The 14,774-nt window shown below is 48.6% G+C and carries 15 protein-coding genes; 2 read left to right on the top strand and 13 right to left on the bottom strand.

Annotation, left to right across the window (positions count from 1 at the left end):
- Position 1: 1 nt before the first annotated feature.
- The 4 genes from purC to purE all read right to left on the bottom strand — a co-directional run bounded on the left by purC (position 2) and on the right by purE (position 3,896).
- On the bottom strand, positions 2 to 721 hold the full coding sequence (purC, locus tag C1710_RS03920) for a phosphoribosylaminoimidazolesuccinocarboxamide synthase (protein ID WP_102280280.1): 720 nt from the start codon (positions 719 to 721) through the stop codon (positions 2 to 4).
- 262 nt (positions 722 to 983) lie between these two features.
- Positions 984 to 2,279, bottom strand: a complete 1,296-nt coding sequence (purB, locus tag C1710_RS03915) for an adenylosuccinate lyase (protein ID WP_102280277.1) — start codon at positions 2,277 to 2,279, stop codon at positions 984 to 986.
- Positions 2,276 to 3,442 carry a 5-(carboxyamino)imidazole ribonucleotide synthase gene (gene purK, locus C1710_RS03910; protein WP_235857961.1) on the bottom strand — a complete coding sequence of 389 codons (1,167 nt, stop codon included), beginning with the start codon at positions 3,440 to 3,442 and terminating at the stop codon, positions 2,276 to 2,278. The genes purB and purK overlap by 4 nt, the downstream gene beginning before the upstream one ends.
- Positions 3,408 to 3,896, bottom strand: a complete 489-nt coding sequence (purE, locus tag C1710_RS03905) for a 5-(carboxyamino)imidazole ribonucleotide mutase (RefSeq protein WP_102280271.1) — start codon at positions 3,894 to 3,896, stop codon at positions 3,408 to 3,410. The genes purK and purE overlap by 35 nt, the downstream gene beginning before the upstream one ends.
- A gap of 174 nt (positions 3,897 to 4,070) precedes the next feature.
- Here purE and C1710_RS03900 point away from each other — a divergent pair, with 174 nt between their 5' ends.
- Positions 4,071 to 4,250: a hypothetical protein gene (locus C1710_RS03900; RefSeq protein ID WP_102280268.1), complete on the top strand. Its 180-nt coding sequence runs from the start codon at positions 4,071 to 4,073 to the stop codon at positions 4,248 to 4,250.
- 89 nt (positions 4,251 to 4,339) lie between these two features.
- Here the strand turns inward: C1710_RS03900 and C1710_RS03895 are convergent, their stop codons facing one another.
- The gene (locus C1710_RS03895; RefSeq protein WP_102280266.1) at positions 4,340 to 6,004 is read right to left on the bottom strand and encodes a formate--tetrahydrofolate ligase; all 1,665 of its coding nucleotides are present in this window, start codon (positions 6,002 to 6,004) and stop codon (positions 4,340 to 4,342) included.
- 121 nt (positions 6,005 to 6,125) lie between these two features.
- The gene (locus C1710_RS03890) at positions 6,126 to 7,166 is read right to left on the bottom strand and encodes an AI-2E family transporter (protein ID WP_102280264.1); all 1,041 of its coding nucleotides are present in this window, start codon (positions 7,164 to 7,166) and stop codon (positions 6,126 to 6,128) included.
- Between the two features lie 120 nt (positions 7,167 to 7,286).
- Here C1710_RS03890 and C1710_RS03885 point away from each other — a divergent pair, with 120 nt between their 5' ends.
- Complete coding sequence (locus C1710_RS03885) at positions 7,287 to 8,462, top strand: SAM-dependent methyltransferase (protein WP_102280261.1); 1,176 nt, start codon at positions 7,287 to 7,289, stop codon at positions 8,460 to 8,462.
- Positions 8,463 to 8,534: 72 nt separating this feature from the next.
- Here C1710_RS03885 and C1710_RS03880 read toward each other — a convergent pair whose 3' ends face one another.
- The 7 genes from C1710_RS03880 to C1710_RS03850 form a co-directional block, all read right to left on the bottom strand.
- The gene (locus C1710_RS03880; RefSeq protein ID WP_102281741.1) at positions 8,535 to 8,888 is read right to left on the bottom strand and encodes an AzlD domain-containing protein; all 354 of its coding nucleotides are present in this window, start codon (positions 8,886 to 8,888) and stop codon (positions 8,535 to 8,537) included.
- Position 8,889: 1 nt separating this feature from the next.
- Positions 8,890 to 9,780 carry an AzlC family ABC transporter permease gene (locus C1710_RS03875; RefSeq protein WP_408065692.1) on the bottom strand — a complete coding sequence of 297 codons (891 nt, stop codon included), beginning with the start codon at positions 9,778 to 9,780 and terminating at the stop codon, positions 8,890 to 8,892.
- Positions 9,781 to 9,915: 135 nt separating this feature from the next.
- Positions 9,916 to 11,073, bottom strand: coding sequence for a sensor histidine kinase (locus tag C1710_RS03870; RefSeq protein WP_102280257.1), 1,158 nt, complete (start codon positions 11,071 to 11,073; stop codon positions 9,916 to 9,918).
- A gap of 59 nt (positions 11,074 to 11,132) precedes the next feature.
- On the bottom strand, positions 11,133 to 11,822 hold the full coding sequence (locus tag C1710_RS03865) for a response regulator transcription factor (RefSeq protein ID WP_102280254.1): 690 nt from the start codon (positions 11,820 to 11,822) through the stop codon (positions 11,133 to 11,135).
- 49 nt (positions 11,823 to 11,871) lie between these two features.
- Complete coding sequence (locus tag C1710_RS03860) at positions 11,872 to 12,615, bottom strand: hypothetical protein (protein WP_102280252.1); 744 nt, start codon at positions 12,613 to 12,615, stop codon at positions 11,872 to 11,874.
- A gap of 139 nt (positions 12,616 to 12,754) precedes the next feature.
- Positions 12,755 to 13,903, bottom strand: a complete 1,149-nt coding sequence (gene guaB, locus C1710_RS03855) for an IMP dehydrogenase (RefSeq protein ID WP_102280249.1) — start codon at positions 13,901 to 13,903, stop codon at positions 12,755 to 12,757.
- 77 nt (positions 13,904 to 13,980) lie between these two features.
- Entirely contained in the window at positions 13,981 to 14,751 is a 771-nt protein-coding gene (locus C1710_RS03850; RefSeq protein ID WP_102280247.1) for a DUF1129 domain-containing protein, read from the bottom strand.
- Positions 14,752 to 14,774: the final 23 nt, after the last annotated feature.

Below are 14,774 nucleotides of genomic sequence, written 5' to 3'. Positions count from 1 at the left end.
CTTAGTTCTCCTTTCCCAGTGCCTTTTGCAGGCGGTGCAGAACCTCTTCATAGGTCACCGTCAAGTCGCCTAGGTTGCGTCGGAAGACATCCTTATCCATGTGCTGGCGGGTCTTTAAATCCCACAAACGGCAGTTGTCCGGTGAAAACTCGTCTGCCAGGACAATGTGGCCGTCTGGCAATTTGCCAAATTCGAGCTTAAAGTCAACCAGCTGCATTCCGGCCCGGCGGAAAAGAATCGTCAGCAAGGTGTTTACGCGCTCAGACAAGTGCCAGCAGGCTTGCAAGTCGTCGGCCGTGGCAAAACCCAACCCCTGTGCACCGCTGTTGTTGAGGAAGGGGTCCCCCAGCTCGTCGCTCTTGTAGAACAGTTCTTCGACTGGCTGGTCAAAAACCCGCCCCTCTTCCATACCGAAGCGGGAGGCAAAATGACCTGCACAAACGTTACGGGTGACAAATTCCAAGCGAATCATCTGACACTTTTTAACGAGTTCTTCAGTGTCGTTCAGCTTTTTGATGAAGTGAGTCGGAATCCCGTTTGCAATCAGGTAGTCAAAGACCAGGGTTGAAATTTGGTTATTAAGTTCGCCTTTCTCCCTAATCTGGTCTTTCTTCTTGCCGTTAAGGGCCGTTGCTTGGTTGGTGTAAACCACCTTCAATACGTTAGGATCAGCAGTTTGCCACATTTGCTTTGCTTTGCCGGTATAAATCAACTTGTCCATTTCCACCTAGCTCCTTTTGTAAAACACGAACTTTAAAGCTGATAAAATAATTGCTGTTCGTAAAACTAGGTTTAGAATATCAGACGGCTCATTGCTCGTCAATAGCAAATACGAACTATCTGGATTTTTTGTACCATATTATTCCCGAATAGATGTTTTTTAAGTGTAAAGTAGTATTTAAACGATCAAATTGTTCGGAAATAAAAAAGAGTGTGACGGGGAGCCTACTTGACTCCGTCACACTCTGTGATGTTATTAATAATTAATCCAGCCCTAAGCGGTGGAAAATGTAGTCGACGTTGCGCAAGTGCCAGTGGTAATCAAAGGCGTCGTCGATTTCTTCCTTTGACAAGTGAGCACTAATGAATGGGTCACCCTCAACCAATGGACGGAACGGGACGTGTTCAGCCCAGCACTTAGCAGTTAGCGGCTGAATCGTATCATAAGCCTTTTCCCGACTGACACCGGCAGCAACGAGTTTGTTCAATACCCGGCCCGAGTAAATCAGCCCATGAGTTTCGTTCATGTTTTGAATCATCCGTTCTGGGAAAACGTCTAGGTTGGCCACCAAGTTGGCAAAGCGGTGCAACATGTAGTCCAGGAGGATCGTGCTATCTGGCAGAATGATCCGTTCAGCACTGGAGTGACTGATGTCGCGTTCGTGCCAGAGGGAAACATCTTCATAAGCCGTCACGATATGGCCCCGCAAAACGCGTGCACAACCACAAATGTTTTCGGAACCAATCGGGTTCTTCTTATGCGGCATGGCCGACGAACCCTTCTGCCCCTTAGCAAAGTGTTCCTCAACTTCGTGGATTTCAGTCCGCTGCAAGCTCCGGATCTCCGTTGCGTACTCTTCCAGAGTCGTCGCAATTAGGGCAATAATGGCGATGTACTCAGCGTGAAGATCTCGTGGCAGGACCTGGCTAGAAATCTCTTGTGGGCGTAGTCCCAGCGATTCGCAAACCAGTTTTTCCACCCGCGGGTCAACCTGGGCAAAAGTGCCGACAGCTCCGGAAATCTTACCGGCTTCCACCCCGGCAGCAGCATGTTCAAACCGTTCACGGTCACGCTTCAGTTCTGAATAAAAGCGGGCCATCTTCAGGCCAAAGGTGGTTGGTTCAGCGTGAACCCCGTGTGTCCGACCCATTTCAACGGTGTACTTGTACTTCCGCGCCTTATCAGCAACGACTTCCTGCAAGTGCTCAAGGTCCTTACGCAACAGGTTGTTAGCTTGCTTGAGGCGCAGCCCCTGAGCAGTATCAACAACGTCCGTACTCGTCAGCCCATAGTGGACCCACTTTTTTTCTGGTCCCAGCGATTCAGAAACACAGCGGGTAAAGGCAATTAGGTCGTGGTGAGTTACCGCCTCGATCCGGGCAATTTCGTCCACGTCAAACTTGGCGTTTTCCCGAATCTTATCTACGTCTTCGGACGGGATCTTTCCCAGTTTCGACCAAGCCTCGTCAGCAGCAATTTCCACTTCAAGCCAGCTTTGGTATTGGTTTTCCAGTGACCAGATTTTGGCCATTTCCGGACGCGTATAACGATCAATCAATGTTTGTCCCTCCATACGTGTGTGTCATCAATTTCCTTGAGTGTTTCTTCAACATCACCGGTTAAAATCGTAATGTGCCCCATCTTTCGGTTATGACGAACTTCTGCTTTGCCATAATCGTGAAAATGCCAGTTGGGCTTTGTCGCAACTAGCCGACGGGTATCTTCAACATGCTGACCAAGAACGTTGACCATGACTACCTGGTGAAGAAGCTTAATTTTGGGCAGCGGCCAGTTGCAAATTGCCCGGTCATGAATAGCGAACTGACTGAAGTTGCAAGCTTCAATCGAATAGTGACCGGAGTTATGCGGTCGTGGTGCCAGTTCGTTAATGTAAATCTCGCCGGTAGCTGTCACAAACATCTCAACTCCCAGAATACCACGAAGCTGGAGGGCGTGGGCAATCTTTTCTGCCATTTGCTGAGCGCGCTGCGCAGTCTGATTGCTAATCCGCGCCGGGACAATGCTTTCGTGAAGGATTTCGTTCCAGTGAATATTCTCACTCACCGGAAAAACACTGGTCTCCCCGCTGGCGTTCCTGGCCACCATAACCGAACACTCCAGTTGACAATCCACCCACCCTTCCAGAATATCATCCTTTGTCGCTAAAATTTCATCGACAACGGGATCGTCAAGGTCTGCCAGACTATGCAAAACAAGCTGGCCGTGGCCATCATAGCCACCCTCACAGGTTTTAAGAACGCAAGGATAACCAAGTTGGTCCACCGCGGCAAGCAATCCATCACGGTCGTGAACAGCCACAAACGGCGCTGTTTTCATCCCCGCTTGACGGAGAAACGTTTTTTCACGCAACCGGTTCTTGGTAATCCGCAACAACTCGGTACCCTGGGGAATAGCAACCCGGTCGGCAACGTCGTCAAGCGCAGCTAGGTCGACGTTTTCAAATTCGTAAGTTAAAACGTCACTGATCGACGCAAGCTGTTCAATCGCCGTGGTGTCCGCGTACGGCGCCACAATCTGTTGGTCAGCCACTTGGCCAGCAGGACAGTGCGGCGTTGGATCCAACACGACGACCCGAAAACCAGCGTATTTTGCCGACAAGGCCATCATCTGCCCCAACTGTCCACCGCCGATAATCCCAATTGTCTGTCCCGGCATGATCATTTTCCTAGTCAAGGTCGGCACTGCTTTCTGCGGCTGCATCGTGCATTTGTTCACGGTAGTCGACTAATTTGTCCTGCAGCCGAGCATCACTAGTTCCCAGGATTTCAATGGCTAGGAGAGCAGCGTTCTTGGCACCGGCATTACCGATGGCCGTCGTGGCCACTGGAATCCCCGTTGGCATCTGGACAATGGACAATAATGAGTCCATCCCACCCAACGCTTTCGTCTGACCGGGCACCCCGATAACTGGTAACACGGTGTTAGCCGCCGTCATCCCCGGGAGGTGGGCAGCCATCCCCGCCCCCGCAATAATGACTTTCAACCCGCGCTTGCGGGCATCTTTAGCAAAACCGAACATTTCATCAGGCATCCGGTGGGCTGAAATAACGTGTTTTTCAAAGCCAACGTCGAACTTTCCCAGCACTTGGCAGGCACCCTTCATCATTGGCCAATCCGACTTGCTTCCCATGATCACAGCAACTTGAACGGTCATCACAATCCCTCCTTAAGTTCAGTACCAAGATAGCAGATTCGCCACTTATTTTCAACTCCAATCAAGAACTTTTAACCACTGAATAGTTAAATAGTTCGTCTTTTGGGCAAACAAACTTTTACTTGCCCTTGTTAACTAAACTGGGTATGATAACTGAAAAGGTAGGTGAAGCCGGTGGGCTTATTAGTAACAATTGCTGTCATCTGGCTGTTGTGGAAGCTATTAAAGCTTTCTTTCAGTCTCCTCTTCTGGTTAATTGCCATTGCGATAGTGGCTTTTTTCGTGAAGGTTTTGGTCCTTCCAGCATTAATTGTGATTGGCGGGCTCTTCGCCTACGCATTCTTCAATAACTAATTATCAATACCAACATAACAATAACGGCCCCCAGCTTTTGGCGCTGGAGGTCGTTTGTTAGTTTATAAAAGAGTGCTACTCTTCATTATTTAGAACAGACCAGTAATTTTCTTGCCGTCATCACTAATCGTCATGTCAACGGCTGCTGGGTGCTTAGCCAATCCTGGCATCGTCATCATGTTACCAGAGAGTGCGACAATAAAGCCAGCGCCCATCTTCGGTACCAATCCACGAATATGGAAATCAAAGTCAGTTGGTGCGCCCAGTGCGCTCTGGTCGTCACTGAAACTGTACTGGGTCTTGGCAACACAAATGGGCAGCTTACCCCAACCAAGTTGTTCGTACCGTTTCATTTGTCGCTGGGCCTTCTTGGCAAAGACCACGCGCTTGGCACCGTAGTACTTAGTGGCAATCGCCGTAATCTTTTCTTCGATCGTCTGATCGTAATCATACAGCGGCTGGAAAGCGTGCGGCTGGTCAGCTAATTCAACCACTTGGCGAGCCAGCTCCTGGGCTCCCTGGCCACCCTTTGCCCAAGCATCGGTTAAAGCGACATTAACACCCAATTGATGGCAAGTTCCTTCGACCGTTTTAATTTCAGCATCAGTATCCGAGACAAAGTGGTTAATAGCAACCACCAGCGGAAGCCCAAAGCCCTGGATATTCTTAATATGACGCTTAAGGTTAGCTAAGCCCCGCTCAAGTGCCGCAACGTTTTCTTCCGTCAAGTTATCACGCTGAACGCCACCATTGTACTTCAAAGAACGGATAGTTGCTACCAGGACTACCGCATCCGGGGCCTGGCCAAGAACGCGGCGCTTAATATCAAGGAACTTTTCTGCTCCCAGGTCAGCACCAAAGCCCGCCTCAGTAACAGTGTAATCGGATAGTTGCAAGGCCGTTTTCGTTGCCAAAACGGAGTTACAGCCATGCGCGATATTAGCAAATGGTCCGCCATGGATGATTGTCGGCGTATGGTCCAACGTTTGCACGAGATTTGGCTTAATCGCGTCCTTTAAGAGGATCGCAATGGCGTCGGTAAAGCCTAGCTGGTCAACTGTGATCGGTTGGCGGTCATAACTATAACCAACGACAATCCGGCCAATCCGGCGCTTGAGGTCAGCAAAGTCAGCCGCCAAGCAAAGGATCGCCATTAACTCGGAAGCCGCGGTGATGTCAAAACCGGTTTGACGAGTGATCCCTTGCGAACGACCACCAAGACCCGTTACCACGTCACGCAAGACGCGGTCGTTCACATCTTCAACCCGCCGCCAGATAATCCGTTCGGGGTCCAGCTGCAGTTCGTTATCGCGCATGACGTAGTTGTCGATCAGCGCCGCTAAGGTATTGTTAGCCGACGTCAAGGCATGAAGGTCACCAGTGAAGTGAAGGTTGATGTCCTCCATCGGGACCACCTGGCTGTAGCCACCACCGGCGGCACCACCCTTGATTCCGAAGACGGGCCCCATCGATGGTTCCCGCATGGCGATCGTTGTTTGGTGTCCCAGCTGGTTCATTGCGTCACCCAGGCCAATCATGACCGTCGACTTACCTTCACCAGCTGGCGTCGGGTTCATTGCCGTCACGAGGACCAGCTTGTGCTTCTTCGCTGGCGTTTCGGCAACTGGCAGGGTAATTTTGGCCTTGTAGCGACCATACTGCTCAATTTCACCTTCACCCAGCCCCAGCTTGGCAGCAATCTGCTGAATCGGCTTCATCTTCGCAGCGTCAGCAATTTCAATATCTGTTGGCATCTCTGGACCATCCTCCTTAAAAACGAACTTTGACGTATATAAGACGATTAATGTTAAGAAATATCTTAACTGAGTTTCACAATACAGGTTATTGTCCGGAATGTAAAGTAAAAATCAAAACTTAATCCTTTAGAACGAGTTTCTTCTTCGGCTTTTTTGTCAGTTTCTGACGATCCACACCTAAAACATCAATGAAGAACGTAAAGATTGGTACCCCAACTATCAGCCCCCAGCCACCGAAGAGGTGTTCGGCCACTAGTAGGATGACAAAGGTATAAAAGATTGGCAATTCAGTCCGACTAGCCATGAACTTGGGGTTAAGCACGTACGCTTCCAGCATGTGGATGCAGGCGACCATCACCAGAATATAAATCACGTCACGAATACCACCAACACTATAGCCCACCAGGCACAGCGGGATCAGTGAGATAATCACCCCGGCAACCGGGATCAGACTCAGCAGGAAAATCATTAGTGCAAGGGCAACGATCTGCGGCATTTTCATCAACATTAAGCAAACCGTTGTAATAACGGTATTGCACAAGGCAATAAAGAATTGTGCTTCAATAACCACCCCGAACGAGTTAACAAAAACTCTGCCAAAGTAGTGAATGTCATTAAAAAGCCAGTCCAGCTTGCTAGTCAAAAATAATCGTGAGAATGTCTCCAGCTGATCCAACTCAATCGTGTAAAAGAAGCTGAGGATCATCGACATAAAAACGGTCACCGTCATTGTTCCCACACTGGTCAAGGTTGAGATCGCAACTTCCAACCACGACCGCGTTTGGCTAATGAGGGTCTTATCACTAACGTAGTGGTGAACGTACTTCATTAACCATCCCTGGTTATGCTGGTAAAACGTGATTAGTGAATTGACCATCTTCCCGAGCTGGGTGACCAAAATCGGCAGGTATTTCGTAATCGCAAAATATAATCCAACGATCAACAGCAGGTAAATGACAATGACAATCAACCAGACCGGTGTCTTCGGCAGAAAACGCTGGACAAGGCGGATGGCCTTGACAATCAGAAAGGTAAAAATAAAAGTAAATAAAATCATGTTCATCATCGACCGCAGTAAGTAAAGCAGGACAATAATGAAAGCCAGGACAACCGTCCGCCTCAAGAATCGATTCTCCTTAAATTTGTTCCAAACGTTCAATCCACTTGCTCCTCTCCTCAAAATACAGGACTAATTATACACCAGTTAACACTTTGTTCCTTATAAGGTGAAAAATTCAGGTGTATAATGAAGGTATTACTTTTTAAAGGAGACACTGAAATGCTTGAAAAGACGTTCTACAAGTCCATTTTAAAACACTCATTCAACATCCCTGTCAGAATCATTTTCTGGGACGGAAGCAGTGTTGATTACGGTGATGGCAAACCAGAAGTAACCATTAAATTTAATGATAAGATTCCCATCAAGGAAGTAACCCGCAACGCTTCATTGGCCCTCGGCGAGGCTTACATGGATAAGCGAATCGAAATTGACGGCAGCATCCAAAAGCTGATGATGGCTGCTTACTCCAGTGTGGGTAGTTTCATGCACAACAAGAAGCTAAAGCGCTTCATGCCTAAGCAGGATCATTCTGAAAAGGAAAGTGAAGAAGACATCCAGCACCACTATGATGTCGGCAATGATTTCTACCGGATGTGGCTGGATGACACCCTTACCTACTCCTGTGCCTATTTTAAGGATGGCAATACCACTGACTTAACCAAAGCACAGAAAGATAAAGTCCACCACATCCTCCAAAAGCTGGACCCGAAGCCGGATTCGACCCTGCTTGATATTGGCTGTGGCTGGGGAACCCTGATGCTAACAGCAGCAAAGGATTACCACCTTAAAGTAACCGGAGTAACTCTCAGTGAGGAACAATACAAGTTCGTTAACCAGCGAATTCAAAGGGAAGGGTTACAAAACATTGCCGAAGTTAAACTGATCGACTACCGTGAACTTGGTAATCGCCAATGGGACTACATTACGTCCGTCGGCATGTTTGAACACGTTGGCAAGGAAAACCTTGGTCTGTACTTCAAAGATGTCGCCCGTTACCTTAAGGACGACGGGGTCGCTTTAATCCATGGCATTACCCGTCAACAGGGCGGTGCAACGAATGCCTGGATCGATAAATACATCTTCCCGGGTGGCTATATTCCAGGACTGGCCGAGATGGTCAACCACGTTACCGAAAACGGAATGCAGCTGGCAGACGTAGAAATGCTCCGTCGTCATTATCAACGGACGTTGGAAATTTGGGACTCCAACTTCAACCAGCACCATGATCAAATCGAAAACCTGATGGGCGAACGTTTTACCCGGATGTGGGATCTTTACCTTCAGGCCTGTGCCGCTTCCTTTGAATCAGGAAATATTGACGTTGTCCAATACCTGATGACCAAGGGGCCATCTGGTCGGCACCTCCCAATGACCCGCGATTACATGCTGAAGTAACATCATCAATAACGCAAAAGGTTCAGAACAAAGCAAATCGTTCTGAACCTTTTTTATATTGTTTTGAACTTATTAAAGAAACAGTGAGGCAAGAAAAACAACTACCAGTCCCGTCACCACTGACATCGACATTGACCGTGTTAAGTAGGCGATCACGATCACAAAAAGCGCCGCAATAATCTGTGCTGGGTGGGCAAGCAGTGCGAAGCGATAACTTTCACCGGTAATAAAGATCCCCTTAACTACCAACGAGGTGAATAGACAAACCGGCACGTACTTCATCCATTCGTTAAACCATTCCGGTAAGTCCCGGTTGGTAAAGATTCGTAATGGAATGTACCGTGGCAGAAAAGCCGCAATCCCACCAAGGACGATAATCATCAGGTGAAACTTAATATCATGGTTGGCCGCCGCCAAAACAAACATATTAGGCATTGTCGTGACCTCCATCATCTTCATGACTGGCTAGCTGCTTAGAACCCAACTCGTCCTTGCTACCCTTTTGCTGCTGACGCTCGCGCAATTCCCGCTTAGCTTGCTCATCTTCAATCGTATCCCGAGTATTCTCCGGGCGGACAAATTTTCGTAAGAGTAGGGTATGATTAGGATCAGCCGAGTGTTTCCGGACACGGCTTTCAATGTAAAAGCCACATAGCGAAGCTAAGACAGTCGCCAGCACAATACCAAGTGTACTCTTGGTCCATGTTAAAAAGACCAATGAAAGGACCGCCGACAATAGCGCCATCAGGAAAGTCAGGTTACTTTGTACCTGCATCACGATCATGTACAAGAAGAGAGCCGTCAACGCAAAGTCGACAATTTCCAGGTCGATTGAAACAGCACTACCAATCAAGGCCCCTACCAGGTTGCCGCTAGCCCAGGCAATTAACGAATAGTGTTCAACCATCAAGGCATCTTGCGGCGTCCAATTCTTATCTGTCGCAAACTTCAGGTAGTTGATCGCATAGTTTTCATCGTTCATCGATGCTGAAAAAAGCAGGATAAAACGATGTGTTTCATTACTGAGGTACTTTGACAAACTTGACCCAAGCAATGCGTAACGCAGCTCCAAGAAGAAGAGCATGATGATAATCGAAGCTAATGGTGCATTAACCATTAACAGGGAGGCAATCAGAAACTGAGCCCCACCAGAAAAGACGACAATTGATACTAAGAGGGCCATCACAAAGTTGAACCCTGCCGCATGAAGCAGGATCCCACATGCCAACCCGATCGGAATGTAACTCAAACAAAGCGGCATCGAAATTCCAAGGACGTAGAGCCACCTTGGATCAGTTGTTTCTACCTTTTTCGCCAATACACGTTCCTCCAAGGGCACAGTTATTGATATTATTCCGTCGCTTATTTTAACACATTAGAAAAATGAGCGCGATAGCCGAAATAGTGATTATGTCGCTGGGCAAATCGATTTACCAACATCCCTGCAAAATGACTAATGGTGTTGAATGGGTTTCGTTTCTTGTTGGGCTGCTTGTTTGACTGGCAACGTCATGATAAAGCTGGTTTCATGGTTATCAGAGTGCGCGGAAATTTGGCCGTGGTGCAAGTCGACAATGCTTTTGACGATAGCCAGTCCTAAACCAGTCCCGCCAGTCTTTTTCGACCGGGAACCTTCCACCCGGTAAAACCGTTCAAACAAGTGCTCAATCGACTGCTGAGGAATGGCCTCCCCATCGTTTGCAACGGTCAGCTGCACCATCGCGCCGTGCTCACGGGCACTGAGGTGGATATAGGTCGCTCCGTGGCCATACTTTAGCGCATTGGCAACCAGGTTGCTGACCGCCCGCCCGATTTGCTCGGGATCGGCCTCAATTTTTAATGGTGATGGAATAACGATTGAAGAGATCTTTAACCCCTTCTTTTCTCCTTCTAATTCAAAGCTGGCCGCCACTTGTTCCAACAGTTGACCCAGGTCTAACCGCATCATGTTGACTGGTGCCCCGTCTTGTTGAACCTTTGTGTACTCGAAAAGATCTTCCACCAGTGTCTTCATCTGCTTGGCCTTCTCGTAGGCAATATGCGCGTACTTAACCAGGTCATCTTCGTTCTGGTACTGGCCGTCCTCTACCAGTCCTAAGTAGCCGATGATTGATGTCAATGGCGTCCGTAAGTCGTGGCTAACGTTGGTAATCAACTCATCCTTTGACTGTTCAACCTTTTTTTCATCACTCATTGACTGCATCGCACTATCAACTAAGGCGTTGACGCTCTCAATCATTTTTTGCCGGTCACCATTCATCTTAAAAGGAATCCGGTGTGCCAGGTGCCCGTTAGAAATGTAGTGCAACTCGTTGATAATGTGGCGGAGCTGGTACTGGTGGTAACGTCGAATCAGTCGCCACCAAAGAACAATGATTCCGATAATTGCCAGTGCCGCAATCAGCCACCGCTGATACGACCAGATTTGCAAGTGCCAGGGGCCAATGGCCAATGACCGCTTTATCAAGTAAATGCCACTAGCTAACCCCGGGTTGGTCTTCACCACCTGCTGGATCATTACTACCAGTGCAAAACCAATCAAGGAGAAGAGGACAATTGTCACCACTGCTTCAAAGAACAATGAGGTCTTTTCACGAGCAGTTAATTTCAAATTAGTTCCTCCTCTCAATGGCAAAAGCCGCGGTTAATTTACCGCGGCCAGCACAAATCCTAGTGACCTTCAACTTTATAACCAACGCCCCAGACAGTTTCAATGACTTTTTCACCACCAGTAGCCGCTTCAATCTTGTCACGGAGGTGGGAAACATGCACCATCACTGTTTTTGCTGAAACAACTGATTCCTGCTGCCAAACCCGCTCAAAAATATCATCAGCGGAAAAGACCCGGTTTGGGTGACTAGCCAACAAGTAGAGAATCCCAAATTCGAGGGCCGTCAGCTGGATAACATTTCCCTTGAGCGTCTTAACCTCATGAGAATCCTTATTGATGACCAGCGGTCCCACGTTGAGGACGTCCGGTTGGTCTTTAATCACTTCGCCCTGGCTGCGGCGGAGCAACGACTTCACCCGCGCCATCACTTCCAGCGGGTTAAACGGCTTCGTCACGTAATCATCAGCACCCGTTACCAATCCCTGGATCTTGTCCATATTGGTAGTCTTTGCCGACAGCACCAGGATCGGAATATCGGAATCCTTGCGTACTTCCTTAATAACGCTCATTCCATCCATTTCTGGCATCATCAGGTCCAAAATAATGAGTGAAATGTCGGGATCAATATTCAGCTTGGTTAGTGCTTCCTTGCCATTATAAGCAGCAACGGGCTCGTAACCCTCGTTTCTGACGTAAATTTCCAGCAACTGGACGATTTCTTTGTCATCGTCAACAATCAAAATCTTCAAGATAAGTCCCCCGATCATTCATTGTGTACTGTTGCTGCGTAGTAATAAGCTATTGCGGTTGTGCTCCCTGGTTGTTAGCCGTTCCTGCACTGCTCTGGGAAGCAGCTGGTGGCGTCACCCGCTGTGGATTATACTGCCGGTTACCACTCTGGCTAATACCAGTAGCATTGCCTGCCCGCGAGACCGCCGTAGCTGGCGTCGATGACGAGGAGTGACTCACTGCAGATGGCTGTGAGCTGCTCGATGAGCTCGTGACTGATGATGAAGCCGGAGTACTGTAACGCACATTGATAACCTTTTTCTCATGGTGACCACGTCTGTTAGTAATGTCTAATTCATACTTAGCAGCGTACTTAAAGGTGTACTTTACCTTCCGGTCATGGTCTTTTGCGTGGATCGTCTTATAAACGGTTTGGGTCCGTTCGCCAATAATCTTGATCGATGTGCCGGCTGGCACTTTGAAGGTCACTTTGACTTCGCCATTAGCATCCAGCACCAAGTCCTGCGGTTGCCAGGAAACATGAGAATAGCTGTTGTGGTGGTGCACTACTGTGGAATGACTTGAGGATGATGAGTCCGCCGTTGAACCGCCAGCTGGTTGCGAATAGAAACTCGTCCAAACCAGGCCGCCAAGGCTAACAAAGAAAACAATCATCAGCAACCAGTTAACAACTACCATCAGCTTTCCCGGTTGCACCTGGTTTCCCCGTCGAAGCCGCCGCACCTGAATTAAAAAGGCAAGTAAGAATAAAATCCCTGATGCCGCTAAACAAATCCACAAAATCGCTCTCACGGTTTTCCCTCCACAGCAAAAAGATAGTCATGAATATTGTATCATTATTTGCCGGTCAAACAACAGGGCTCATTGCCGGACCATTGCCTAAATTAAACAAAAGAAAAAAGCCCAGTCAACGCTGAGCTTATCTCCTATATTAGTCTCGCTTGTAGTTAGGAGCTGCCTTTGTGATTTGAACGTCGTGCGGGTGGGATTCACGCAGGCCAGCATTGGTAATCTGAACGAATTGGGCATTATCGATCAGTGACTGAATGTCAGCAGCACCGCAGTACCCCATTCCGGAACGCAGGCCACCAACCATCTGGAAGATCACGTCAGCCACATCGCCCTTGTATTCTTCACGGCCTTCGATCCCTTCCGGAACCAGCTTGTTAGCTTCGTTGACTCCACCCTGGAAGTAACGGTCAGAAGAACCGTGTGATTGAGCCATTGCGGCAACGGAGCCCATTCCCCGGTAAGTCTTGAACTTCTTACCATTTTCTTCATAAAGCTGACCAGGAGCCTCGGTGGTCCCGGAGAACATTTCGCCCATCATCACGGCATTACCACCGGCTGCCAAGGCCTTGACAATGTCGCCGGAGTACTTGATACCACCGTCAGCAATGATCGTCTTGCCATACTGGCGAGCAACGGAAGCCGCATCATAAATGGCAGTAATCTGAGGAACCCCAACACCGGCAACAACCCGTGTCGTACAAATCGAGCCGGGACCAATACCAACCTTGACGACATCAACACCAGCATCGTACAGGGCCTTAGTTGCTTCAGCTGTGGCCACATTACCAGCAATCAGAGTAACGTCAGGGAAGTGATCGCGGATTTCCTTGATCTTCCGTAGCACCCCAGCAGAGTGTCCGTGAGCCGTATCGATAACGATTGCATCGACACCGGCCTTCAGTAGTGCTTCTGCCCGTTCAAACGTGTCGCTAGTAACACCAACGGCGGCAGCGACTAACAGCCGCTTTTGGTCATCAACCGCGGCCTTACCAAATGAGGCTGGTAATTCAACCCCCTTTACCGTTGCGACTTCGCTGGCCTGGGCCTGGATAGACATGTTCTTGTGAATGACACCGAGACCACCTTGCAAAGCCATCGCAATGGCCATGGAGCTTTCGGTAACAGTATCCATCCCCGCACTGATAAACGGCAAGTTAAGCTTGATGTTTGATGCCAATTGCGTTGATAAATCAACCTCATTTGGCAAAACATGACTTTCCGCCGGAATCAGCAATACATCATCAAAAGTTAACCCTTTTTTGGCAAACTTTGTTTCCCACTTCGACATTCCAAAGACACTCCCTTACCTAAGATTGTGTATTACCTTACTATCAAAAGTTCGGTTGGTCAATGATTGTCGAAAATTTATTTTCCTTGACGAGCAAAGGCTGAACCCACAACGTTGAAAACGCGGCGGAAGTACAGGTCGCCACCAAAGGCAGCAACCCCGATGATGACGTAAGCCCACTTGTTCATCTGTGGGTTAATCACGTTTGGCAGGAAGCTGCACAGGAAGTAGATCCCTAACCAAACGACGAATGCCAAGGCAATGTAGAGGAACCGCTTGCCCAGTGGCTTGCGAACCCACCGGCCGGTCTTCTTATTTTTCACCGGCTGCGTAGCCTTCGCCATGTAAGCAAAGGCGGCCCCACCAGTGAGGGCAATAATAATCATCGCGGTGATCCCAGCTGTCCCGACCCGCTTCTGGTCGGCAAAGGCATCAGGGCTAAAGAAAGCCAGCAAACCATACATCAGGGCAAAGATGGCCATAAACATCAACGAATTATCAACGAAGAGCAGACCGAATGAGGATAGCTCATGTCCAGTCGTCCCCTTTTGCGGGTGTAAGAGGTCATGAGCGTGCTTGGTTGGTGTCCCATAAAGCTGCTTAGCCGTCTTCCCCGTCTTCTGGGCTTCCTTCAATTGACTAATCGTCCGTTCGATCATTTCGGGCTTTTTATCAGCCTTAACGCCCTGAACATCCAGTTGCTTATTCAACTGGTACATAAACTCTTCATTCTTCCGTGTCAGACCAATATTCGTAAACTGGCCTGCTTCCTGGCGGCTAACGGTTTTCAAGTGTTCTTTTTGACGCGCAACCGCATCCGCGTTCAGTTTTTTGGTATCTTCTGTCAACTTGATTATCCTCTCTTTGCGTG

The sequence above is a fragment of the [Lactobacillus] timonensis genome, assembly GCF_900240275.1.
In the GTDB taxonomy this organism is placed as follows: domain Bacteria; phylum Bacillota; class Bacilli; order Lactobacillales; family Lactobacillaceae; genus Limosilactobacillus; species Limosilactobacillus timonensis.
Note: the sequence above shows the minus strand (reverse complement) of the source record. Positions and strands in the feature narration are given on the sequence as shown.

Coding starts and splice junctions, on each gene's coding strand:
- C1710_RS03895 (WP_102280266.1), bottom strand. CDS start 6,004: ATGCCAACAGATATTGAAATTGCTGACGCTGCGAAGATGAAGCCGATT.
- C1710_RS03885 (WP_102280261.1), top strand. CDS start 7,287: ATGCTTGAAAAGACGTTCTACAAGTCCATTTTAAAACACTCATTCAAC.
- purK (WP_235857961.1), bottom strand. CDS start 3,442: ATGCAGCCGCAGAAAGCAGTGCCGACCTTGACTAGGAAAATGATCATG.
- purE (WP_102280271.1), bottom strand. CDS start 3,896: ATGACCGTTCAAGTTGCTGTGATCATGGGAAGCAAGTCGGATTGGCCA.
- purC (WP_102280280.1), bottom strand. CDS start 721: ATGGACAAGTTGATTTATACCGGCAAAGCAAAGCAAATGTGGCAAACT.
- guaB (WP_102280249.1), bottom strand. CDS start 13,903: ATGTCGAAGTGGGAAACAAAGTTTGCCAAAAAAGGGTTAACTTTTGAT.
- C1710_RS03880 (WP_102281741.1), bottom strand. CDS start 8,888: ATGTTTGTTTTGGCGGCGGCCAACCATGATATTAAGTTTCACCTGATG.